Genomic DNA, 21,906 nt, shown 5'->3' on the forward strand with positions numbered 1-21,906 from the left:
CACGGATATGCCGTTATGAATGAGCTGGCACTTTCCCGTCTCAGCAATCGTCTGGGTCATGTGTTTTCAGACAGCACTCTGTTGCAGCAGGCCCTGACCCATCGCAGCGCACATCGCCAGCGTAATAATGAGCGTCTGGAGTTTCTGGGCGATGCCCAACTCGGGCAGATTATCGCGCGCTGGCTGTTTGACCATTTCCCTGACGCATCCGAAGGCCAGTTGACACGCATGCGTGCCGCACTGGTGCGGGGACAGACACTGGCTGAAGTGGGCCGCGAACTGGACCTGGGCAGCTGCCTGGTGCTCGGTTCCGGCGAGATGAAAAGTGGTGGCCACCGGCGTGATTCCATTCTGGCAGATACGCTGGAAGCGGTGATTGGCGCTATTGTGCTGGATGCCGGTGCGGAAGCCTGCCGTGAAAGGGTGCTGGTGTGGTTTGCCAGTCGCTTGACGCAAATATCCCCCCAGAGCAGCGGCAAGGATGCCAAGACACGTCTGCAGGAGCTGTTGCAGGCGCGGCAGAAGCCGGTGCCGGAGTATGACGTCATGGCCGTGCACGGGCAGGCGCCGAAACAGCAGTTTGAAGTGCGCTGCCAGCTGGCGGCCCACGACCAGGCGTTTACCGCCAGCGGCGCCAGCCGTCGTCGGGCCGAGCAGGCGGCGGCAACGCTGGCGCTGACGTGGCTGGAAACCGAATATTCCGAGGACAGGCAGAATGACTGACGCAGTATCCACCACGCCCGCTCGCCGTTGCGGGGTAGTCAGCATCATTGGCCGCCCCAACGTGGGTAAATCCACGCTGATGAATCACCTGATCGGGCAGAAGATCAGCATCACCTCGCGCAAGCCCCAGACTACCCGCCATCGTATTCATGGCATTCTCACCCGGGATGATTACCAGATCGTGTTTGCCGACACGCCTGGCATTCACCAGGACGCCCAGCGTGAGTTGAACAAGAGCATGAACAACGCCGCGCTCACGGCACTGGCGGATGTGGACCTGGTCTGCTTCATGGTCGACAGCACCAAATGGACCGAGGCCGACGAGCATGTGCTGGCACTGCTGGCGCGCGTCGAAGTGCCGGTGATTCTGGTGATCAACAAGATTGATAATCTGGAAGACAAAGCGGTACTGCTACCGCACATCCAGAAGCTCAGCGCGCAACTCGATTTTGCCGAGGTAGTGCCGGTGTCAGCGCTGGGCGGCCATAATCTCGACATGCTTGAAGCGACCATTGCCAAACGGTTGCCGGAAGGCGATTTCTGGTACAGCGAGGACCAGATTACTGATCGCAGCCTGCGCTTCATGGCCGCAGAAATGATTCGCGAAAAAGTCTTTCGCCAGCTCGGCGAAGAGCTGCCGCACCAGATCACCGTCGAGGTAGAGCTGTGGGAGGACTCCCCCAAGGTGACGCATATCGCTGCGGCCATTCTGGTGGAGCGGCGCGGCCAGAAAAAGATCCTGATTGGCGCTGGCGGTGATCGCATCAAGAAGATAGGCACCGAAGCGCGGCATGACATAGAAGCGCTGATCGACCGCAAGGTAATGCTGCAGCTCTGGGTCAAGATCCGTTCCGGCTGGTCGGATGATTCCCGTGCGCTGCGTTCGCTGGGTTATGACGACTGACGGCGACAGTGGTGGCCTGGAACAGGTCTGGGTGCTGCACACCCGGCCGTATCGTAATACCAGTCTGATTCTCGAATTGTTCGGTGAGCGCCGTGGGCGCATCGGTGCCGTAGCACGCAGTGGCAGGAAAAATCATCTGTTACAGGCGTTCCGCCCGTTGCGAGCCGACTTCCACGGGCGCGGAGAATTGCTGACGCTGGGACATTGCGAAGCGGAAGGCCCCGCGCTGCCATTGACCGGGCGCGGATTATTTTGCGGCCTTTACCTCAACGAACTGCTCACCCGATTGCTGCATCGCTTCGATCCGCACCCCGAACTGCTCTCACCCTATGTGGTCACGCTGAGTGCGCTGGCGCAGGATGGCGTGCCCCAGGATGTCCTGCTGCGGCGTTTTGAGCTCACGCTGCTGGACGTGCTCGGATATGGGCTGGCGCTGGAGCAGGACGCAAACGGTGCCCCGGTGCGCGCCGATGGCACCTATCAGCTTGATCCCCATCAGGGTCTGCTGCCCGCGCGCGAGGGCTGGCCCGGCAATGACTTGCTGGCTATCGCTGCCGATGCCTGGCACGACAGCGCCAGGCGTACTGCGCGTCAATTGCTGCGTGCCGCCCTGGCCCCGCATCTGGGCAGCAAACCGCTGATGAGCCGCGAACTGTTTCGTTGATCCTGTTTCAACTCCGCACGACCCGGGGCGCGCTGAGGGTTTATACTTGTGGTACATAAACCGTGTCACAGGGTAATTCACATGCAACGCGTTCTTCTCGGCGTCAACATCGACCACATAGCCACACTGCGCCAGGCGCGCGGTACGATGTATCCGGAGCCGGTGCAGGCCGCGCTGATCGCGGAACAGGCGGGTGCCGACGGCATTACCGTGCACCTGCGTGAAGACCGCCGCCATATCAACGACCGGGATGTGGCGCTGCTGATGCAGACCGCGCAGACGCGCATCAATCTGGAGATGGCAGCTACCGAGGAAATGGTGGGTATTGCTTGCCGGTTGCGGCCACCGCATTGCTGCCTGGTGCCGGAACGACGGGAAGAACTGACCACCGAAGGTGGCCTCGATGTTGTCGGTAATCTCAGCGCAATGAAAGACGTTTGCGCACGCCTCAATGACGCCGGCATCCAGGTATCCCTGTTCATTGACGCCGAGCCCGCCCAGATCGAAGCAGCGGTGGCGTGCGGTGTCGCCGCTATCGAATTGCACACCGGGCAATATGCCGAGGCGGCCGATGAAACGGAGCGACTCAGCGAGCTGCGTCGTATCCACACCGGGCTGGATCTGGCCAAGGAAAATGGCTTGATCGTCAACGCCGGGCATGGCCTGCATTATCACAACACGCAGGATATCGCGGCGCTGCCGGGCATCCATGAACTGAACATCGGCCACGCGATTATTGCGCGGGCGGTGCTCACCGGCCTGGATGAAGCGGTGCGCAGCATGCGCACGTTGATAGATCGCGCGGCGGGCCAGGCATGATTGTCGGCGTCGGCACGGATCTGGTGGCGGTTGCCCGCATGGCCGCTGCCTGTGAGCGCCGTGGCGCCTCGCTGGCGGAGCGGCTGTTGCATGAGGACGAGCTGCGTATCTGGGCTGCCCACAAGGACCCGGTGCGCTGGCTGGCGAAGCGCTTCGCTGCCAAGGAAGCCTTGCTGAAGGCGCTGGGCACCGGGCTGCGTCGGGGGCTGAGCTGGCGTGATATCGCGGTACTGCCGGATGAGCTGGGGCGGCCTGAAGTCTTCTGGTTCGGCGCTGGCGCGGCGCGGCTGGAACACATGGGCGGCTGCCGCACCCATGTGTCCATCAGCGATGAGAAGGATTATGTCTTGTCGTTCGCGATAATCGAATCCGGCGCCTGAGCCTGCAGGGTTTCGATTTCCATCAACAGGCGGGTTACTGCCTGGTCCCGCGTTTGCGTGTCTGCGCCGGTCTTCAACGCTTCCTCCAACAGGCGCGCCGCGAGTTCAAGCCGGGGTGCGCCGCAGTAGCGGGTGGCGCCATGCAGTTTGTGCACGCTCTCCAGTAACGCATCCAGGTTCTGCGCTTCGGCCTGGGTGCTGATGCGCGGTGCTTCCTGGCCCAGACTGTCTATCAGCATGGTGTGCAGCTCCTGCGCCAGCGCAGGGCGGTCCCCGGAACGGGTGAGTGCGAGTGCTGCATCGAACACTGGCGGGGCGCCCTCGGTCAGCGCAGCCTCCGCTATAGGCCCTTCCGGTTCCTGCGGTGCTGCTGCAGGTTCGACATCCAGTATTTCGGCGGATCGCAGCAGGTTGCCGGCGGGCGTATTGCGCACCACCCACTTTTCCAGCATGTGGCGCAGATGGCCTTCGTTCACCGGTTTTGACAGGTAGTCGTCCATGCCCGCCTTGAGCAGCGTCTTGCGCTCGCTGGCCATGGCATGGGCCGTGAGGGCGACGATGGGAGTATGCCGCTTGTCGTGCTCCATGGCGCGGATTTCGCGCGTTGCCTGCAGGCCGTCCATCTCCGGCATCTGGATATCCATGAATATCAGATCAAACAATTTGTCGGCAAAGGCCGCGACGGCTTCCGCGCCACTGTTGCAGACACATACACGCACGCCCATTTCTTCCAGGAAGACCTGGGCCAGCCGCAGGTTGCCGGGGTGATCGTCCACCACCATGACGTCCAGATCCATGGCCGGGCGTCCATCACCGATGCGTTGTCCGCGTACCTCCTTTTCCTGACCGCTGAGTTCCAGCAGCGCGTCGTACAGGCGCATGCGCGTGGCCGGCTTGCCGAGCACGCGATTGAGGTGCTGGAAATCAGGCAGCTGCCGGCTCAGACGGTCGGCCTGGTTGCACAGTACCACCAGCGCGCGCTGATGATCGCCACACAGCTGCGCCACCGTGCGCTTGACCAGCGCGTCCTGATCGTGGCCCGGCGGCATGCCGACGATAAATACATTGGCGTCCGGCAAGGCATCCTGATCCAGCAGCGGCAGCAGGGCGTCCAGGGCCTGCAGGGTGATGACCTCGATGCCCCAGGCGCGCAGCATGTGGTACAGCCCCAGCCGGGCGTGTTCGTTGGGCTCGATCAAGACCGCCGAGGTGCCGCGAAAGGCGCGGAAGCTGTCGGTGACCGGCGAATGTTCATCGATTTCCACGCGCAGGGTGAACCAGAAGGTGGAGCCGCGTCCGGGGGCGCTCTCCACACCGATCTCACCACCCATCTCCTCCACCAGCCGCTTTGAAATCGCCAGCCCGAGGCCGGTGCCGCCCATGCGTCGCACTGAACTCTGGTCCACCTGGGTAAAGGCGCTGAACAGCTCTTTCTGCATGTCATCGGTAATGCCGCTGCCGGTATCGGTGACCGCCACCTTGATGGTGGCCATATGCTCACGCTCTTCTTCCAGCATGGCGCGCACCACCACCGAGCCGCGGTCGGTGAACTTGATGGCGTTGTTGACCAGGTTGGTGAGTACCTGACGAATGCGCAACGGATCACTGAGCAATTGCAGCGGCACATCCGAGTAGATGATGGCGGCCTGTTCCAGGCTTTTTTCCTGAGCCAGCGGGGCCAGCATGGTCTGCACTTCCTCGATCAGATCGTGCAGGTTGAGCGGCACGCGATCCAGGCTCAGCTTGCCGGCCTCGATTTTCGAGAAATCGAGAATATCGTTGATGATCGACAGCAGGGCCTCGGAAGACTTGCGAATGGTGCTGAGGTAATCACGCTGGCGCGGGCTCAGGTCGGAGCGTAGCAGCAGACGGGTAAAGCCGATGATGCCATTGAGCGGTGTGCGGATTTCATGGCTCATGTTGGCCAGGAATTCAGATTTGATCTGGCTGGCCTTGAGTGCCTGTTTGCGCGCCATGTCCAGCTCGATGTTCTGGATTTCGATGGTTTCCAGCGTCTCGCGCAGATCTTCAGTGGCCTGATCGACATTCTGTTGCAGTTCGGCCTGTGCTTCATCCAGCGCGGCGGCCATGGCATTGATGGTGCGTTCAAGCTGGCCGAGCTCGCCACCGGCGCCGGTGTGCACGCGACTGTGCAGTTTGCCCTCACGGATTTTTTGCAGCGTATCGGTGAACGCGGTCATCGGCGCCGTCATCCGGCGGCTGAAACGCAGCGCCGGGATCAATGCCAGCCCGATAATGGTCAGGGTGCTGAGCACCAGTGTCAGTAGTGTTTCCAGCATTTCAATGCGCTGGCGGGCGCCGGAGAACTCGATTTCCAGCACTCGCTCAGGTTCGGCTTGCAGTTGGCGGCGCCAGCGCCAGGTGTCCCGGGCGGGCAGGATATGCGTGTCCGGCGCCAGGCTGCTGAAGGTCAGATCATCGCTGGCCAGCGGGCGCATGCGCGGGCCGGTGTGATACGCCTGATCACCCTGGCGCAGCGTCGCCGCGCGCACGTCCTGTTCTTCCAATAGCGCTTGCATGACCGTGCGATGGCCGTGCAGATCACTGGCGTCCAGCGCCTGCAGGCGGGCGGCGTAGCTGTCGAGAATCAGGCGATGCAGGTTATGGGTATTGTCACGAATCTCGCTGAGGCGGCTGGCCAGCACGTAGCCGCCCAGCGTCAGCGCGGCAATGACCACCGGCACCGCCGTGAGCAGCAGAATACGGGTGCGCAGATTGATATCAGTCATTGTTGTTGTGCTGCATGGTTGTGCCGCATGTTGTGCTGCATGAGCTGTGCCGCATCCAGAGTCTGTCCCGCATTATGCATGGCCACGCCCGCGGCTTCATCCCCGGCACAGGCAGAGTGCACATTCGTTACGGACCTCGCCGACAGATACCTTGCCGACAGACACCGCTAGCGGCGGCGGCCCCGTGTCCCTACAATTGCGCACATGAGCTACCCAACCATTGAATCAACCGTCGGCAATACCCCCCTGGTGCGGCTGCAGCGCATGCCCGGTGAGACCAGCAATACCGTGCTGGTGAAGCTCGAGGGTAACAACCCCGCAGGCTCGGTGAAAGATCGCCCGGCGCTGAACATGATCCTCAGGGCCGAGCAGCGCGGCGAGATTCGCCCCGGTGACAGGCTGATCGAGGCGACCAGCGGGAATACCGGCATCGCCCTGGCGATGGCCGCCGCCATGCGCGGCTATGCCATCCGGCTGATCATGCCCGCCAATCAGAGCCAGGAACGCCGGGATGCCATGGCCGCCTACGGCGCTGAACTGGTGTCCGTGAGCAAGGAAGAGGGCATGGAGGGCGCGCGAGACCTGGCCCAGGCGATGCAGGCCCGTGGCGAGGGCAGGGTGCTGGACCAGTTTGCCAATCCGGACAACCCCTTGGCGCACTATGAAACCACGGGGCCGGAGATATGGCGGGATACCGGCGGCCGCATTACTCACTTCATCGCCTCCATGGGCACCACCGGTACCATCATGGGCGTGTCGAAATACCTGAAGGAGCAGAACCCGGAGATCGAGATCATCGGCCTGCAACCCACCGATGGCGCCCAGATTCCCGGCATCCGTCGTTGGCCGAAAGCGTATTTGCCGAGCATTTTCGACGCCAGCCGGGTAGACCGGGTGGTGGACATGAGCCAGCAACTGGCGGAAGAGACCATGCGCCGCCTGGCGCGGGAAGAAGGCATCTGCTGCGGCGTCTCCTCCGGCGGCTCGGTGGCCGCAGCACTGCAGCTCTCCCGCGAGGTCGAGAATGCCGTGATTGTGGCCGTCATCTGTGACCGGGGGGACCGTTATCTCTCCACCGGCGTTTTCAACCGCGATGCCCCTGCGCCCTGACAGGGTGTGGCGTCGTGCAGTAGCAGGATCAGCATCATGTACCCAACCCCCGGTTTGACCCGTACCCCCCTGTTGACGCGGGGGCAGTCCTGATGGGCCGCCGCCGCAGCCGTCGCAAGTCACTGCCCGAGGGCAGCTTTCCCGCCGTCATCGAGGCGCTCGGCCACGACGGGCGCGGTATCGCCCGTATTGACGGCAAGACCACCTTTATTGCCAATGCCCTGCCCGGCGAAACAGTGCAGTTCCGCTACAGCTGGCAGCGTCGTCGTTTCGATGAAGGTTATGCCACCGAGGTCAGCAATCCTTCCCCGGATCGCGCCGAGCCGCCGTGCCAGCATGCCGATATCTGTGGCGGCTGCAGCCTGCAACACATCTCACCGGCAGCGCAGCTGCGCATGAAGCAACAAGTGCTGGCAGAACAATTGCAGCATTTTGGTGGCCTGGCGCCGGAGCAATGGCTGGCGCCGCTGACCGGACCACTGACCGGCTATCGCGGCAAGGCACGACTCGGGTCGCGCTATGTGGATGCCCGTGAGACCGCCATGGTGGGGTTTCGTGAGAAGCGCAGTAATTTCATCGCCGATATCAGCCGCTGCGAGGTGCTGGTGCCGGAGGTGGGCGGGGCGCTGATGGCCCTGCGCGAATTACTGAACGGGCTGGATGCCCGCCGCGATATCCCGCAGATCGAAGTGGCCGCCGGCGATGACGCCGTGGCACTGGTGTTTCGCCATATGCGACCCCTGAGTGCCGCAGACCAGCAGCAGCTGGTGGATTTCTGCCGCGAGCGCGGCTGGCACTGTTACCTGCAACCGGGCAATGAGTCCACGGTGCATCGCATCTGGCCGGCGGAGGGCGCCTCACGGCTGCATTTCTCTCACCCTGCCTCGGACATGACCCTGGCGTTCCATCCCAACGATTTCACCCAGGTGAACCGCGAGATCAATCAGCGTATGGTGCCCCTGGCACTGGATTTGCTTGATGTCGGCGCGCAGCACCGGGTGCTGGATCTGTTCTGCGGCCTGGGCAACTTTACCCTGCCACTGGCACGTCGCGCTGGCCGGGTCGTGGGTGTCGAGTTGAGCGAGACCATGGTGGAGCGCGGCTACGAGAATGCCCGCCTCAATGGTCTCGAGAATATCGAATTCCATGCCTGGGACCTGAGCCAGGATATCAGCGGCCAGCACTGGGCCGCGGAGCGCTTTGACCGGGTGCTGATTGATCCGCCGCGCAGCGGCGCCCTTGAAATGGTCCGCCTGATGCCCCAGTTCGGGGCGCAGAAACTGGTTTACGTCTCCTGCAATCCGGCCACACTGGCCCGGGATGCCGGCGAACTGAAAGCGCTGGGCTACCAGCTCACCCGCGCCGGTGTGATGGACATGTTCCCCCACACCACCCACGTGGAGTCCGTGGCGCTCTTTGAGCGGCGCTAGTTTTCGAGGGCGAGCCGGGCTGACGTCGTTGGCCTTGCCCGCCTTCAGCAGGGAGTGAACAACATGGTTACCGTCCGCCGCCAGCCGCCGCTGGCCGGAGAGTACACCGATCTGCCGAGCTGGCTGGCCAGTGTTGCCGAACGCTGCCAACTGCCCGATACAGACCTGCTGCAGCAGGCCTGTGAGCGTGCCCGCCAGTGCGAACAGGCCGGCGACCAGGCCGGCCGCCGCTGGCCCTATGGTATCGGTTGTTACCGCATCGGCCTGGAAATGGCCGAGACCCTGGCGGATCTGCGTGCAGATGGCGAAATCCTGCCTGCGGCAGTGCTCTACCGCTCCGTGCGTGAAGGCCACCTGTCACTCCTGGAAGTCGAGCGCGAGTTCGGCGAAACCATCGCCCGGCTGGTGGAAGGTGTGCTGCGCATGGCTGCCATCAGTGCGGTACTCAACCCCACTCGCAAACCGGTGCTCGGCCAGCAGGAAGGGCAGCTGGATAACGTGCGCAAGATGCTGGTGGCAATGGTCGACGATGTGCGCGTCGCCTTGCTCAAGCTGGCTGAGCGAACCGTCATCATCCGCGCACTGAAAGATGCCGATGAAGAGCGCCGCCGCAAGGTCGCCCGGGAAATCTTCGACATCTACGCACCCCTGGCACACCGCCTGGGGGTGGGCCAGCTCAAATGGGAGCTGGAGGATCTGTCGTTCCGCTACCTGCAACCCGGTGCCTATAAAAAGATAGCCCGGCTGCTGGACGAGAAGCGCCTGGACCGGGAAGCGTATATCGAGAGCGTTATCGATGACCTGAAAGGGCATCTGGAGCGTTACGGTATTCACGGAGCACAGGTGGATGGCCGTGCCAAGCACATCTACAGCATCTGGCGGAAGATGCAGAAAAAGCATCTGGATTTCTACGAAGTCTACGACGTGCGCGCGGTGCGCATCCGCGTGCCGGATGTCCGGGATTGCTATGCCGCACTGGGGATTGTGCATTCCCTGTGGCAGCACGTGCCGAAAGAATTCGACGACTATATCGCCACCCCGAAAGAGAACGGTTACCAGAGCCTGCACACCGCCGTGGTGGGCCCCGAGCGCAAGATGCTTGAGGTGCAGATCCGCACCTTCGACATGCACGAGGATGCCGAGCTGGGGGTATGCGCTCACTGGCGCTACAAGGAAGGCGCCGCCCGCCGCAAGGGCATCGAATACGAAGACAAGATCGCCTGGCTGCGCCAGGTGCTGGAATGGCACGACGAACTGGGCGAAGCCAGCCTGACCAACCTGGTCGAGGATTTCCGTACCCAGGAGCGCGGCCAGCGGGTCTATGTCTTTACCCCGGACGGCCATGTCGTGGATATGGAAGCCGGCGCCACGCCGGTGGATTTCGCCTACCAGATTCACACCGAAGTGGGCCACCGCTGCCGGGGCGCCAAGGTCAACGGCCATATCGTGCCGCTGAACTACACCCTGCGCACCGGCGAGCAGGTGGAGATTCTCACCACCCGCGAGGGCGGCCCCAGCCGGGACTGGCTGACGGCGTCGCTGGGCTATGTGCACAGCGCCTCCACCCGGGCGCGTATCCAGCAATGGTTCAAGCGCCAGGATCGCAGCACCCACATCAGTCAGGGCCGCGCCATTCTCGAGCGCGAGCTGTCACGCCTGGCGCTGGGGCAGCTGGATCTGGACAAGCTGGCCCCGCAATTCAACCTCAAGGCCGGTGAAGACGTCCTCGCGGCGCTCGGGGCCGGGGACCTGCGGCCCGCGCATGTGGTGAATCATGTGCAGGGCCTGCTGGAGGCGGACGAGACCCAGCAGGAGCTGGAGTTCATCCCGCGCAAGCCGGGCAAGGACCTGCGCAAGGACGGCGACAGCGACATCACCATCGAGGGCGTCGGCAACCTGCTGACGCACATCGCCGCTTGCTGTCAGCCGATTCCCGGCGACCAGATCATGGGCTACATCACCCACGGTCGCGGCGTCACCGTGCACCGCGCCGATTGCCCCAACCTGCTGGCCATGCAAGCCGATGATCCGGTGCGGGTGATCGAGGTGAGCTGGGGGCATGCAGACCGCATCAGTTACCCGGTGGACATCTACGTGCGCGCCTGGGACCGCCAGGGGCTGCTGCGGGATCTGTTGTCGGTACTGGCCAATGAGCGCGTCAATGTGACGGCGGTGCATACCGAATCCCATGTGGATGACAACACGGCGACCATGCTGATGACCATCGAGATATCGACTCTGGGCAATCTGGGCAAGGTGCTGGCGCGCATGGACCAGTTGCCCGGCGTACTGGAAGTCCGCCGCTACAAGAAGTGATACCCGCAGGAGACGCTATGACCGACGCTCATGTTATTGAAGAGATGCTCACCGTCATGGCGCGCTTGCGTGATCCCGAGAACGGCTGCCCCTGGGATCTGCAGCAGACCTTCGCCAGTATCGCCCCCTACACCGTGGAAGAAGCCTTTGAAGTTGCCGATGCCATTGCCGCGGGCGACCACGACGGCCTGCGCGATGAGCTGGGTGATCTGCTGTTGCAGGTGATCTTTCATGCGCAGATGGCCCGCGAGCAGGGCCTGTTCGATTTCGATGACGTCACCCGGGGGCTGATCGACAAGATGGTACGCCGCCATCCCCACGTCTTCGGCGACCGCCAGGGCGCCTCCCTGGCCGAGATCAAGGATACCTGGGAAGCTACCAAGGTGGCCGAGCAGGCCGCCAACGGCCAGGTGCGAGAGAGCCAGCTGGACGGCGTGCCCGCCGGGCTACCCGCACTGCAGCGCGCCGCCAAGCTGCAGAAGAAGGCCTCCCGGGTGGGTTTCGACTGGGATCAGGTGACACCGGTACTGGCGCAGGTGCGCGCCGAGCTGGACGAGCTGGAAGCCGCCATGGCGGCTGGCGAGGCTGACGCCATCACCGATGAGCTGGGGGATGTGCTGTTTTCTGTGGTCAATCTGTCAAGGCACTTGCGCACCGATGCCGAGCAGGCCCTGCGCGGCGCCAGCCACAAGTTCGAAAGGCGCTTCCGGCTGATGGAGCAGATCATCGCGGAGCAGGGCGCATCGCTGGCCGGGCAGGACCCGGTGCAACTCGACGCCCTGTGGCGTGAGGCCAAGCGCCGTGGCGGCGCCTGACCGGCACAAGTTCCCGCTTCACAAAAACTTCATACAACAGCAACTTGAAGGTCATCCTTGATTTCCATAATTCACGCCAGTCGCAGCATGTTGCTGCGTCATAAATGATTGCAGAAGCCTGATCGAGGGAGAATCTGAATGAACAAGAAGCTGCTTGCCATTGCTGTGGGGGCCATCGTTGCCATGCCGGTCGCTGCCATGGCAGACATTACCGTATACGGTCGTGCCAACATTGCGCTGGATTATCTGGATGATGGGGCCGACTACAGCGAGCTCAACGTGTCCAGCAACTCCTCCCGTCTGGGCTTTCGCGGCCAGCGTGAAATCGGTGATCTGACTGCGATCTTCCAGATCGAGCAACAGATCGACTTCAACCAGGGCAGCACCGAATTCTCCGGCCGTGATACCTTTGCCGGCTTCCGCGGTAACTTCGGTATGTTCCGTGTCGGTCAGTTCGATTCACCGTTCAAACGCGCCCGCGGTCCGGCAGATCTGTTCAACGCTCAGGTTGGTGACATGCGTAACCTGACTCGGGTTGGCCAGGCTCGTTTCGATGAGCGGAACCCGAACACCCTGCATTACCAGACACCAAGCTTCGATGGCCTGCAGTTCAACATTGCCTACTCTGTGCATGAAGAAACTGAAAATGGCGATGACGCCAAGGAAGACGGTATCAGCGCGTCTGTAACCTACAAGAATGGCGGCTTTGATTCGGCACTGGCTTACGAGACGTTTGGTGAGAACACAGGCCGCGGCGAGCGTAACGCAGTGCGTCTGGCTGTTGCCTATCAGCTGACGGATCCCCTGAAGCTGGTCGCGTTCTACCAGATGGTTGATTACAAGGACGATGTACAGGTGGTTGACGACCGTCTGGACAGCGATACCTTTGGCGCTGGTGCGGAGTTCAAGCTGACCTCCCAGACCGCCCTGCGTGGCATGTACCTGACTCGCACCACAGATGAAGATGATTATGATTCTGATCTGGTCGCAGTGGGTGTCGAGCATCGTCTGGACAGCGCGGTACGCGTATACGCCAACTACGCGATGATGATGAACGACGATAATATTGCACTGACGCCCTGGCAGCAGGGTCGTACTGTTCGTGCAGGCGCTGTGGCAGGTGAAGATGCCAGCGGTCTCTCCGTCGGCTTCCGTTACGACTTCTGAACGGCTGACACGCATAATCTGATGCGCTGTTAGTATCTGCTTACTTTAAAAGCCCGGCTACGCCGGGCTTTTTTTGTTCTGGAATCCTTTCAGTGGAACCAGTGCGCCCCATCAGGGAGCACGACACAGCTGGGTTGACAGCCATGCACTGTATTGGGGCTTCACATATCTGTCATGTCGCCATATATTCGTAGTTCAGCTGCGAACGTCAGGTAGCTGAATCGGACATGATATTGACTCATCAAAGGACTACATAATGAAAAAGACGTACCTTGCCTTGGCTGTTGCCGCCGCCCTTTCTGCCGCTTCCGGTGTCGTACAGGCACAAGACTACAACGTGGAGATCGGCGCTTCCTACATCGATTTCGACGGGGATGATCACGCACTCAAGCTTGACGCTACTTTCCATTTCGAGACCGTAAATACGGCAGGCAGGCCTCTTGCGGAAGCCGCGTTTATGGGACGTAACAATAACGTCTCCGCCTTTTACGCCACCCGTGATGACGCTGATATTGATAGATTCGCTATAGGCGGCGAATTCTGGCTTGACGATATTTACCTCTCCGCGACGTATATGGATGAAAGCGGAGACAACTCTGATGATGAGAGCAGCTATGAGCTGCGCGTCGGTTATATGGTAGGTGATGATTTCCTGGTCAGCCTGGGTTACGAAGACGGTGACGAGCGTGATGATGAAACCATCAGCCTGGCCGCCAAGTACGTTGGCCAGATCGGTGACAACTTCATCAACGTGGAAGGTGGCATTGCCAGCACTGATGGCGATAACCTGTTCTCATTGGCCGGGGATTACTACTTCACTCGCGAATTCAGCGCCGGCCTGCGGTTGGCAGAATCGGATGTGAGTGGCGTCAAGACTCGGTACGGTATTGCTGCACGCTATTTTGTAACCCCGACGATCAGCGGCGAAATCGAGTATCTGACGCAAGACAGCGTAGATGAGTTTACACTGCGCGTCGCTGCCCGTTTCTGATATCAAGTGATCTTGTGACGGTGGTTTGAGCTGGTCACAGCACAAGAGCCGTCTGCAGTAAGAATGCCCGCCGGGAAACCTGCGGGCATTTTTATTGTAGTGCTCAGGGTGATGATCTGGATTTGTAAAATTTCATTGAATCGCTTTTTCACATCTGCTTCATCTCCTGCCCTGCACCCTGATCCGCTGTGCTTGCCCTCGTTTTCCGGCTCATGCGCGTAACAAAAAAGCCACACGAAGGTCTTTTGTTACAAATCATTTTGTCATACATTCGAAACATCGGTATGCAGGTACCGATATCAATATTGATGAGGACCACAAGAAATATCTGGGAGATCTCAAAATGAAAAGAAAGCTGCTTGCAATTGCTGTGTGCGCTGCTGTCGCAGCCCCGGTATCCGCGATCGCAAATACTGAACTGTATGGGCGAATCAATCTTTCAATCGACCATTTCGACGGTAAAGAAACAGGTGTTCCTGGTGGTATTGGTTACGATGAAGAGGGCGGTACCTACCAGCTGAACTCGAATAAATCCTATTTTGGTGTTCGCGGCGGTGCTGACCTGACTGCGGGGCTGCGCGGGTTCTATCAGCTGGAGTTCGGCGTATTTGTTGATGAGGGCGCACTGGCGCCGGGCGTGGATATCTTTACGTCGCGCAACAGCTTCCTTGGTCTGGAAGGTGGCTTGGGTTCGGTGCAGGCTGGCCGTTTTGATACGCCGCTGCGCGCAATGGGTGCCCAGGTCGATCAGTTCCGCGATATCCGTTACGGTGATTCTGCGAACCTTGTTGCCGGCGAATGGCGCCCGGACAATATCATCCAGTACACCTCCCCGAAAATTGCAGATATGCTCACGATCGCCGTAGCGACAGTCGCTTCCGAGAACCAGGCTGATGCAACAGATAGCGGGAACACCAACAACAAGTTGTTCGACACGCTCTCCGTATCCGCCATGCTCGATTTCGGTGATTTCTATGCGGGTGTGGGCTACGACAAGAATAACTTCGGCACGCAGAACGTCAGCGGTCTCTATCTCAATGACGACATCTATTCCGATACGGGTGTCAGCATATCAAGCCTCGATCTCGGGCTGAGCAACGATATCTATCGTGTAGTGGCAGGTATCAACATGGACGCTCTGGAAATCGGGCTTCTGCTTCAGCAGGCTGAGGATGTCAGCGATTCAGACAACAAGAATCGCTCCTACATGCTGAGCGCTGGCTTTGAGCTGACCGACATGATCAAACTGAAAGCCCAGTATGGCGAAACGGATTTCCGCGCTACTGATATCAAGGCGCGCCAGGCGACGCTCGGCGCAGATTATATGCTTGGCCAGCAAACCAAAACCTTCATCTACACCACACGTCAGGAAGTGGATGGCGACCGCCACTTCGCAGTGGTCGGTATCGGTGCAGAACATCGCTTCTGATACAACCTGAAGAAAGAAAAAGGCCCGCATCAGCGGGCCTTTTTTTGTGCGAGCTTTTCATTGCGCTTGCAGATTTCAGTCCTGATAACGCCGGAACACTAGCGACGCATTGGTGCCACCAAAGCCGAAGCTGTTGGAGAGCACCTGGTTGAGCTGGCGTGCCTCGGTCTGGCGCAGGATTGGCATGCCGTCGGCAGCGTCGTCCAGTGTGTCGATATTGGCGGAGCCGGCCACGAAGCCTTCCTGCATCATCAGCAGGCAGTAGATGGCTTCTTGCACGCCGGCTGCACCAAGAGAGTGCCCGGAGAGGCTCTTGGTGGAGCTGATCGGCGGCATGTCGTCGCCGAAGACGTTGCGGATGGCTTTCAGTTCGGCCAGATCGCCCACCGGGGTGCTGGTGCCGTGGGCATTGATGTAGTCGATGGGGCCGTCCAGGCCGGCTATGGCCTGCTGCATGCAGCGTGTGGCGCCTTCGCCACTGGGGGCGACCATGTCCAGGCCGTCGGAGGTGGCGCCGTAGCCGACCAGTTCTGCATAGATTTTGGCGCCACGGGCTTTGGCGTGTTCGAGTTCTTCCACCACCAGCATGCCGCCGCCGCCAGCGATCACGAACCCGTCCCGGGCTGCGTCGTAGGCGCGAGATGCCTTGTCCGGTGTGTCGTTGTACTTGGTGGAGAGCGCGCCCATGGCGTCAAACAGTACGCTCATGGTCCAGTGCTCTTCTTCACCGCCGCCAGCGAAGACCACATCCTGCTTGCCGAGCTGTATCTGTTCCATGGCGCTGCCGATGCAATGGGCGCTGGTGGCACAGGCGGAAGCGATGGAGTAGTTGACGCCCTTGATGTGGAAGGGCGTGGCCAGGCAGGCGGAAACAGTGCTGGCCATGGTACGGGTGACCATATAAGGGCCGACGCGCTTGACGCCGCGCTCCCGGGCCGTATCCGCAGCTTCCACCTGATTCGCGGCGGAAGCGCCGCCGGAGCCGGCGATCAGGCCGGTGCGCAGGCTGGAAACCTGTTCCTCGGTGAGTCCAGCGTCAGCGATGGCGTTTTGCATGGCGACATAGGCATAGGCTGCCGCGTCGCCCATGAAGCGGCGCGCCTTGCGATCAATCAGGGCATCCAGGTCGATGTCCGGGTAGCCGGCAACGTGACTGCGCAGGCCCTGCTCCTGATATGCCTCTTTCAGACGAATGCCGGAGCGCCCGTCGCGCAGTGCGGTGGTGACGGTGGCAGGATCATTGCCCAGGCAGGAGACGATGCCCATACCGGTGATTACGACTCTTTTCATTGCCAGTACCTCAGAACCCTTCTGTGGAAGTAAACAGACCAACGCGCAGATCCTTGGCGGCATAGATTTCCCGCCCGTCAACGCTGACGGTGCCGTCTGCCATGCCCAGAATCAATTTACGGGCGATGATGCGCTTGATATTCAGCTGGTAGGTCACTGTCTTCGCGGTGGGCAATATCTGTCCGGAGAATTTCACTTCGCCGACGCCCAATGCACGGCCGCGGCCCGGATGGCCCAGCCACCCCAAGTGAAACCCGACCAGTTGCCACAACGCGTCAAGGCCGAGGCAGCCCGGCATCACCGGATCACTCTCGAAATGGCATTTGAAAAACCACATCTCCGGATCGATATCCAGTTCGGCGCGAATTTCACCCTTGTTATAGAGGCCGCCTGTGTCGCTGATGTGTGCAATACGATCGATCATCAGCATGTTGGGCAAAGGCAGGCGGGCATTGCCCGGGCCAAATAATTCGCCGTGCGCGCAGGCGAGCAGGCCATCCCGGTCGTAGCTGTTTTGTCGTTGTGTCATCGGGCTGTGTGTCTCCTAACAATAAGTCTTGCCGGGTGTTACAAGGGCTGCCTCTGATACTGACAGACGCTGTGGTGAATCATGCGAAACACCGGCGACGTGTCATTGACCAGGGCGCGGGTATCATAGCAAAGCGCCTGTGACAGGGGTTGGTTCGCAGGTTGTTGAATTATGTCAGGGTGTTTCGGCCGTGGCATGCTGCAACAAGGCCGGTACAGGGCCTGCGGCAAATTGTCGCAGAGCACGCCCCAAAGCGGCCTTTCAGTGGCGCAAGGGATTGAAAAAGAATGGGTTTTGCACCAAGCTAGGCGGCCCCCGAGGCGGTGAACTACAAGGCAATGGCGCTGTGTCAATGGTGCTGATGTCTGGCTGGTACACGCCGACCCGCCAAGCCTGCTCAGGCTATCCGCGCAGCGTGCTGATAGCAGGGGCCGTTCGACGGGCATTGAGCCCGGTGGCCCCGCAGGGCCCCGGCAAGCACATCACCGGGCTGAGCAAAGCCCCCAAGGAGCATGCGTGACAGCGGAACTGGGACATTTTGCAGTCTGGATGGCGCTGACGTTGGCCGTGTTGCAGGCATCATTGCCGTTAGTGGGGGCATGGCGTGGCAATGCGGCGCTGATCGCCACGGCGCGACCGCTGGCTATCATGCAGCTCGTACTGCTCTCCGGCGCCCTGTTCGCACTCGGCTACGCGTTCTACTTCAATGATTTCACGCTGACCTATGTCGCCGGGCATTCCAACTCCCAGATGCCCTGGGGTTATCGCCTGTCCGCGATCTGGGGCGGTCACGAAGGGTCGTTGTTGCTGTGGGTGTGGATGTTGGCCGGGTGGGGCGCCGCTGTTGCCTGGTTCAGCCGGTCCGTGCCCAGCGACATGGTGGTGCGGGTGCTGGCGGTGATGGGCATGATCAGCATCGGCTTTCTGGCGTTCATGCTGTTCACCTCGAACCCGTTTGACCGCACGCTCCCCTGGTTCCCGATCGACGGCGCGGATCTGAACCCGCTGTTGCAGGATCCCGGGCTGATTGTGCATCCGCCCATGCTCTATATGGGCTATGTCGGTTTCTCTGTTGCCTTTTCATTTGCGGTGGCGGGGTTGTTGGCCGGCCGGCTCGATCCTGCCTGGGCACGCTGGGCGCGCCCCTGGACCACCGTTGCCTGGGCTTTTCTGACCATCGGTATCGCGCTGGGCTCCTGGTGGGCTTATTACGAGCTTGGCTGGGGTGGCTGGTGGTTCTGGGACCCGGTGGAAAATGCCTCGTTGATGCCATGGCTGGCGGGCACAGCGCTGATTCATTCCCTGGCGGTATCGGAAAAACGCAACATGTTCCGGGCCTGGACGGTGCTGCTGGCGATCCTGACATTTTCCCTGAGCCTGCTCGGCACCTTCCTGGTGCGTTCCGGCATTCTGACGTCGGTGCATGCATTCGCCAATGATCCCGAGCGCGGCCGCTTCATTCTCATTTTCCTGGCGCTCGTGGCGGGTGGTTCGTTGGCGTTGTTCGCCCTGCGGGCACCGTCCCTGCGCAGCACGTCCGGCTTCAAGATGCTGTCGCGGGAAGCGTTTTTGCTGGGCAACAATCTACTGCTGCTCACCGCGACGGTGGTGGTGTTGTTGGGCACGCTGTTCCCGTTGGTCGGCGACGCCATGAACGTGCGGATTTCCATCAGTGGGCCTTACTTCAACGCCTTCTTTGTGCCGCTGACACTGCTGCTGATGGCGATACTGGTGCCGGGGATGCTGAGCAGCTGGAAATCCCAGCGCCCGGATGCCCTGTTGAAGCGCCTTTACGTGCTCGTGCCTGCGGCCATTATCGGCGGCCTGATTGCGAGCTGGCTGCCGGGTGGCACGGCGTGGCTGGGCACACTGGGCTTTATTGCGGTGGCCTATGTGGTGTTTGCGCACATTGATGATGTGATACGCAAGGCACTGGCGTTCCGCGCGGGTTTCTTCAGCGGCTTGCGCCGTTTGTCACTGGGCTATAAAGGCATGGTGCTGGCCCATTGCGGTCTGGCATTGCTGGTGGCGGGTGTGATCATGGTGACGCACCACGAGATCGAGCGCGATGTGCGGATGGTGCCCGGTGATACCGTCAATGTGGGGGGCTACGATTTCCATTTTGCAGATATCGGTCATCGCGAAGGGCCGAACTTTGATGCCATTCGCGGTGTGTTCGAAGTGACCCGCAATGGTCGTGCCGTGACCACCATGTATCCGGAAAAGCGCACTTATCGTGTCGGTGGGCAGGTGATGACCCAGGTCGCGCTGCGTCCCGGCGTGTTGCAGGATCTGTATGTGGCCCTGGGTGAACCGCTGGATGCCCCGGGCGCCTGGGCGGTGCGGGTCTACTTCAAGCCGGGCGTGCGCTGGATCTGGGGCGGCGCGCTGCTGATGGGGCTTGGCGGGATGCTGGCGGTGGCGGACAAGCGTTATCGCAAGCCTTCTCAAGGGGCGGCGCCGGGGGCAGCAACAGGCACGCAGGAGAAGCTCGTATGATGCGCTATCTCTGGGGGCTGATCCCGTTGGCGGTGTTTGCTGCGCTGGCGTTGCTGCTCAATGACGGGTTGGGGCGCGATACGGAAACCCTGCCGTCCGCACTGGTGGGCCGCCCGGTCCCGGATTTCGATTTGCCTGCGCTGGCATCGGCGCAGGACAGTTACGATCAGTCACTCTTTAATGGTCGCTGGTCACTGCTGAATGTCTGGGCGACCTGGTGCCCCACCTGCTATGTAGAGCATCCCTATTTTATCGAGCTGGCCCGTTCCGGCGTGGCAATCGTGGGTCTGAACTACAAGGACAACGACGACAAGGCGCGCAATTATCTGGCTGAGCTGGGTAATCCCTATACGGAAGTGCTGGTGGACAAGCGCGGGACGCTGGCGCTGGATCTGGGCGTGTACGGCGCCCCGGAAACCTTTCTGATCAACCCGGAAGGCAAGATTCTGTTGCGTCATGCCGGTGAAGTGAACGCCCGCGTCTGGGAAGAAAAATTTGTGCCGTTGATGACAGAGCATGCGGCGCAGGAGGGGGGTACACCATGATACTGAGTGCGGCCTTGAAGAAACAAACCCTGCGCTACTGGCTGGTGCTGTTGTGCAGCGTACCGCTGCTGGCGCTGGCGGCCATTGATGTCTATGAGTTTGATACGCCGGAGCAGGAGGCTCGCTTTCGCAGCCTGACCCAGGAACTGCGTTGCCCCAAGTGCCAGAACCAGAGCATTGCCGATTCTGACGCGGACATTTCCGGTGACATGCGCGCGCGAACTGCCCAGATGATTCGTGAAGGGCATACGGATCGCGAGGTTGTGGATTTTTTCCGTGAGCGCTACGGCGATTTCGTCAGCTATCGGCCGCCGTTTGATGCCACCACGCTGTTGCTGTGGCTGGGCCCCGGCATTGTGCTGCTGGCCGGCGGTATTCTGGTCATACGGTTGCTACGTCGGGCCAGCGCTGCGGCGGATAAAGAAGGCGCCGCTGCGGATAATGAAGAGGATGTAAACCAATGAAGCTGCTGCTCCTGTGTGCCGGCCTCGTCGTACTGACTGTGCTGTGGTTGCTGTGGCTGTGGGCCCGTGAGGCGCACCGCGAAGGGCAGGCGCTGCCGCTGCCGATACTGTTGAGCGGTATTCTCGCCCCGGTGCTGGGTGTGGTGGTGTATGTCGGGCTGGGGTATCAGCAGGATACCGGTGACTGGTTGGGCGACTATCAGGCCCTGCACCCGGTGGCTTCACAGCTGATCGCCGGGCAGCCGCCGGCGGCGCTGCCGCAGGACATTCCGCCTGCTGCACTGGTGCGTGTGTTGCAGCGCCAGTTGGTGATCTCGCCGTCAGTGGAAGGGTGGTATGCGCTGGGGCTGCTGTACGGGCAGTTGGGCGCGCCCAACATGGCGGTGGAGGCCGGGCGTCGGGCCATGGCCGGGCAGCCGGGGAGTGTTTCTGCGCGGATGCTGGTGGCCCAGAACCTGATAGAGGAGCGCGAGGGGCGGATGAGCGATGAAGCCCTGGCGTTGTTGCGTGGCGTGATCGCAGATCAGCCGCAACATGATGGTGCCTGGATGCTGCTGGGCATGGGCGCGAGCCGCAACCGGGATTATCCGCTGGCAGAAGAGGCGTGGACCGAGCTGCTACGGCGGCATGGTGAGGGCGAGGCGGCGTCGGTGCTGGAGCGTAGCCTGGCGTTCGCTCGCAGTCAGCAAGCCAGCGCCGAGCGTTTTGCCGATGTCAGCATCCGGGTTACCACGGAGGGCGATGTCCCGCCGGGGGGCTCGTTGTTTGTATTTCTGCGTGATCCGGCCGAGCCCGGTCAGCCCCTGGCAGCGCGGCGGGTATTGGCAGAGCGCTTCCCGGTACGCGTGACCTTGCGCGCCCAGGACTGGCTGCAGGCCTATCCGGACAAGGACAGCGAGGTGGTTGCCGGTGCCCGCTACAACCCGGCCCCGGCGGCGGGGGTGGATCAGGCACCGTTTGATGCCCCCCACGTCGGCTTTTCCCGTGGCGAGGTAGAGGTCAGGCTGCAGCGTCGCGACGCGCTCTGAAACCTGCGTCACCGGGGCATCTTAGACCATGTAATGAGGTCGGCCTGCTTGTC

Annotated in this window: 20 protein-coding genes; 16 read left to right on the forward strand and 4 right to left on the reverse strand. The window is 61.2% G+C overall.

What is annotated here, in order from left to right; genetic code table 11:
- Positions 1–15 precede the first annotated feature (15 nt).
- The 5 genes from rnc (at position 16) to acpS (ending at position 3,490) form a co-directional block, all read left to right on the forward strand.
- Complete coding sequence (gene rnc / locus K8B33_RS12085; RefSeq protein ID WP_223426803.1) at positions 16–723, forward strand: ribonuclease III; 708 nt, start codon at positions 16–18, stop codon at positions 721–723.
- Complete coding sequence (gene era, locus K8B33_RS12090; protein WP_223426805.1) at positions 716–1,627, forward strand: GTPase Era; 912 nt, start codon at positions 716–718, stop codon at positions 1,625–1,627. Before rnc ends, era begins: the two co-directional genes overlap by 8 nt.
- The gene (gene recO, locus K8B33_RS12095; protein WP_223426808.1) at positions 1,617–2,291 is read left to right on the forward strand and encodes a DNA repair protein RecO; all 675 of its coding nucleotides are present in this window, start codon (positions 1,617–1,619) and stop codon (positions 2,289–2,291) included. The genes era and recO overlap by 11 nt, the downstream gene beginning before the upstream one ends.
- Before the next feature lie 81 nt (positions 2,292–2,372).
- On the forward strand, positions 2,373–3,110 hold the full coding sequence (gene pdxJ, locus K8B33_RS12100; protein WP_223426809.1) for a pyridoxine 5'-phosphate synthase: 738 nt from the start codon (positions 2,373–2,375) through the stop codon (positions 3,108–3,110).
- Complete coding sequence (gene acpS / locus K8B33_RS12105; RefSeq protein WP_223426811.1) at positions 3,107–3,490, forward strand: holo-ACP synthase; 384 nt, start codon at positions 3,107–3,109, stop codon at positions 3,488–3,490. Before pdxJ ends, acpS begins: the two co-directional genes overlap by 4 nt.
- On the opposite strand, the gene K8B33_RS12110 is transcribed toward acpS, so the two are convergent.
- On the reverse strand, positions 3,451–6,240 hold the full coding sequence (locus K8B33_RS12110; RefSeq protein WP_223426812.1) for a response regulator: 2,790 nt from the start codon (positions 6,238–6,240) through the stop codon (positions 3,451–3,453). The two genes, acpS and K8B33_RS12110, sit on opposite strands and share 40 nt — an antisense overlap.
- 204 nt (positions 6,241–6,444) lie before the next feature.
- On the opposite strand from K8B33_RS12110, the gene cysM reads away from it, so the two are divergent.
- The 6 genes from cysM to K8B33_RS12140 all read left to right on the forward strand — a co-directional run bounded on the left by cysM (position 6,445) and on the right by K8B33_RS12140 (position 14,069).
- On the forward strand, positions 6,445–7,350 hold the full coding sequence (gene cysM, locus K8B33_RS12115) for a cysteine synthase CysM (RefSeq protein ID WP_223426813.1): 906 nt from the start codon (positions 6,445–6,447) through the stop codon (positions 7,348–7,350).
- A gap of 92 nt (positions 7,351–7,442) precedes the next feature.
- A complete protein-coding gene (gene rlmD, locus K8B33_RS12120) occupies positions 7,443–8,780 on the forward strand; it encodes a 23S rRNA (uracil(1939)-C(5))-methyltransferase RlmD (RefSeq protein WP_223426814.1) in 1,338 nt (445 codons plus the stop codon).
- Positions 8,781–8,843: 63 nt separating this feature from the next.
- Positions 8,844–11,096 (forward strand): GTP diphosphokinase, encoded by a 2,253-nt coding sequence (gene relA, locus K8B33_RS12125; protein WP_223426815.1) that lies wholly within the window; start codon positions 8,844–8,846, stop codon positions 11,094–11,096.
- Positions 11,097–11,113: 17 nt separating this feature from the next.
- Positions 11,114–11,911, forward strand: a complete 798-nt coding sequence (mazG, locus tag K8B33_RS12130) for a nucleoside triphosphate pyrophosphohydrolase (RefSeq protein ID WP_223426816.1) — start codon at positions 11,114–11,116, stop codon at positions 11,909–11,911.
- A 138-nt stretch (positions 11,912–12,049) separates the two neighbouring features.
- Positions 12,050–13,078, forward strand: coding sequence for a porin (locus K8B33_RS12135; protein ID WP_223426818.1), 1,029 nt, complete (start codon positions 12,050–12,052; stop codon positions 13,076–13,078).
- A 256-nt stretch (positions 13,079–13,334) separates the two neighbouring features.
- Positions 13,335–14,069 (forward strand): putative porin, encoded by a 735-nt coding sequence (locus tag K8B33_RS12140; protein WP_223426821.1) that lies wholly within the window; start codon positions 13,335–13,337, stop codon positions 14,067–14,069.
- A 2-nt stretch (positions 14,070–14,071) separates the two neighbouring features.
- Here K8B33_RS12140 and K8B33_RS12145 read toward each other — a convergent pair whose 3' ends face one another.
- Positions 14,072–14,221 (reverse strand): hypothetical protein, encoded by a 150-nt coding sequence (locus K8B33_RS12145; RefSeq protein ID WP_223426823.1) that lies wholly within the window; start codon positions 14,219–14,221, stop codon positions 14,072–14,074.
- Between the two features lie 191 nt (positions 14,222–14,412).
- Between K8B33_RS12145 and K8B33_RS12150 the strand changes: the two genes are divergently transcribed.
- Positions 14,413–15,498 (forward strand): porin, encoded by a 1,086-nt coding sequence (locus tag K8B33_RS12150; protein ID WP_223426826.1) that lies wholly within the window; start codon positions 14,413–14,415, stop codon positions 15,496–15,498.
- Between the two features lie 75 nt (positions 15,499–15,573).
- Here the strand turns inward: K8B33_RS12150 and fabB are convergent, their stop codons facing one another.
- Both fabB and fabA read right to left on the reverse strand, forming a co-directional pair.
- Positions 15,574–16,788: a beta-ketoacyl-ACP synthase I gene (gene fabB / locus K8B33_RS12155; RefSeq protein ID WP_223426829.1), complete on the reverse strand. Its 1,215-nt coding sequence runs from the start codon at positions 16,786–16,788 to the stop codon at positions 15,574–15,576.
- A 10-nt stretch (positions 16,789–16,798) separates the two neighbouring features.
- Positions 16,799–17,317 carry a 3-hydroxyacyl-[acyl-carrier-protein] dehydratase FabA gene (gene fabA / locus K8B33_RS12160; RefSeq protein ID WP_223426831.1) on the reverse strand — a complete coding sequence of 173 codons (519 nt, stop codon included), beginning with the start codon at positions 17,315–17,317 and terminating at the stop codon, positions 16,799–16,801.
- Positions 17,318–17,833: 516 nt separating this feature from the next.
- Between fabA and K8B33_RS12165 the strand changes: the two genes are divergently transcribed.
- From K8B33_RS12165 to K8B33_RS12180, 4 genes are read left to right on the forward strand one after another with little or no spacing between them, the layout of a single operon-like run.
- Complete coding sequence (locus K8B33_RS12165) at positions 17,834–19,816, forward strand: heme lyase CcmF/NrfE family subunit (protein ID WP_223426833.1); 1,983 nt, start codon at positions 17,834–17,836, stop codon at positions 19,814–19,816.
- Positions 19,813–20,361, forward strand: coding sequence for a DsbE family thiol:disulfide interchange protein (locus tag K8B33_RS12170; RefSeq protein WP_223426834.1), 549 nt, complete (start codon positions 19,813–19,815; stop codon positions 20,359–20,361). The genes K8B33_RS12165 and K8B33_RS12170 overlap by 4 nt, the downstream gene beginning before the upstream one ends.
- The gene (locus K8B33_RS12175) at positions 20,358–20,825 is read left to right on the forward strand and encodes a cytochrome c-type biogenesis protein (protein WP_223426835.1); all 468 of its coding nucleotides are present in this window, start codon (positions 20,358–20,360) and stop codon (positions 20,823–20,825) included. Before K8B33_RS12170 ends, K8B33_RS12175 begins: the two co-directional genes overlap by 4 nt.
- Positions 20,822–21,853, forward strand: a complete 1,032-nt coding sequence (locus K8B33_RS12180; protein ID WP_223426836.1) for a tetratricopeptide repeat protein — start codon at positions 20,822–20,824, stop codon at positions 21,851–21,853. Before K8B33_RS12175 ends, K8B33_RS12180 begins: the two co-directional genes overlap by 4 nt.
- The last annotated feature ends 53 nt before the right edge of the window (positions 21,854–21,906 follow it).

The sequence above is a fragment of the Alcanivorax limicola genome (assembly GCF_019931215.1).
GTDB classification, from domain to species: domain Bacteria; phylum Pseudomonadota; class Gammaproteobacteria; order Pseudomonadales; family Alcanivoracaceae; genus Isoalcanivorax; species Isoalcanivorax limicola.

Excerpts from the sequence above, each read along its gene's own strand:
- K8B33_RS12135 (WP_223426818.1), top strand. The coding sequence starts at position 12,050 with ATGAACAAGAAGCTGCTTGCCATTGCTGTGGGGGCCATCGTTGCCATG.
- fabA (WP_223426831.1), bottom strand. The coding sequence starts at position 17,317 with ATGACACAACGACAAAACAGCTACGACCGGGATGGCCTGCTCGCCTGC.
- rlmD (WP_223426814.1), top strand. The coding sequence starts at position 7,443 with ATGGGCCGCCGCCGCAGCCGTCGCAAGTCACTGCCCGAGGGCAGCTTT.
- pdxJ (WP_223426809.1), top strand. The coding sequence starts at position 2,373 with ATGCAACGCGTTCTTCTCGGCGTCAACATCGACCACATAGCCACACTG.
- cysM (WP_223426813.1), top strand. The coding sequence starts at position 6,445 with ATGAGCTACCCAACCATTGAATCAACCGTCGGCAATACCCCCCTGGTG.
- acpS (WP_223426811.1), top strand. The coding sequence starts at position 3,107 with ATGATTGTCGGCGTCGGCACGGATCTGGTGGCGGTTGCCCGCATGGCC.
- K8B33_RS12110 (WP_223426812.1), bottom strand. The coding sequence starts at position 6,240 with ATGACTGATATCAATCTGCGCACCCGTATTCTGCTGCTCACGGCGGTG.
- K8B33_RS12170 (WP_223426834.1), top strand. The coding sequence starts at position 19,813 with ATGATGCGCTATCTCTGGGGGCTGATCCCGTTGGCGGTGTTTGCTGCG.
- K8B33_RS12150 (WP_223426826.1), top strand. The coding sequence starts at position 14,413 with ATGAAAAGAAAGCTGCTTGCAATTGCTGTGTGCGCTGCTGTCGCAGCC.
- fabB (WP_223426829.1), bottom strand. The coding sequence starts at position 16,788 with ATGAAAAGAGTCGTAATCACCGGTATGGGCATCGTCTCCTGCCTGGGC.
- rnc (WP_223426803.1), top strand. The coding sequence starts at position 16 with ATGAATGAGCTGGCACTTTCCCGTCTCAGCAATCGTCTGGGTCATGTG.
- K8B33_RS12140 (WP_223426821.1), top strand. The coding sequence starts at position 13,335 with ATGAAAAAGACGTACCTTGCCTTGGCTGTTGCCGCCGCCCTTTCTGCC.
- mazG (WP_223426816.1), top strand. The coding sequence starts at position 11,114 with ATGACCGACGCTCATGTTATTGAAGAGATGCTCACCGTCATGGCGCGC.
- relA (WP_223426815.1), top strand. The coding sequence starts at position 8,844 with ATGGTTACCGTCCGCCGCCAGCCGCCGCTGGCCGGAGAGTACACCGAT.
- K8B33_RS12180 (WP_223426836.1), top strand. The coding sequence starts at position 20,822 with ATGAAGCTGCTGCTCCTGTGTGCCGGCCTCGTCGTACTGACTGTGCTG.
- era (WP_223426805.1), top strand. The coding sequence starts at position 716 with ATGACTGACGCAGTATCCACCACGCCCGCTCGCCGTTGCGGGGTAGTC.
- recO (WP_223426808.1), top strand. The coding sequence starts at position 1,617 with ATGACGACTGACGGCGACAGTGGTGGCCTGGAACAGGTCTGGGTGCTG.
- K8B33_RS12175 (WP_223426835.1), top strand. The coding sequence starts at position 20,358 with ATGATACTGAGTGCGGCCTTGAAGAAACAAACCCTGCGCTACTGGCTG.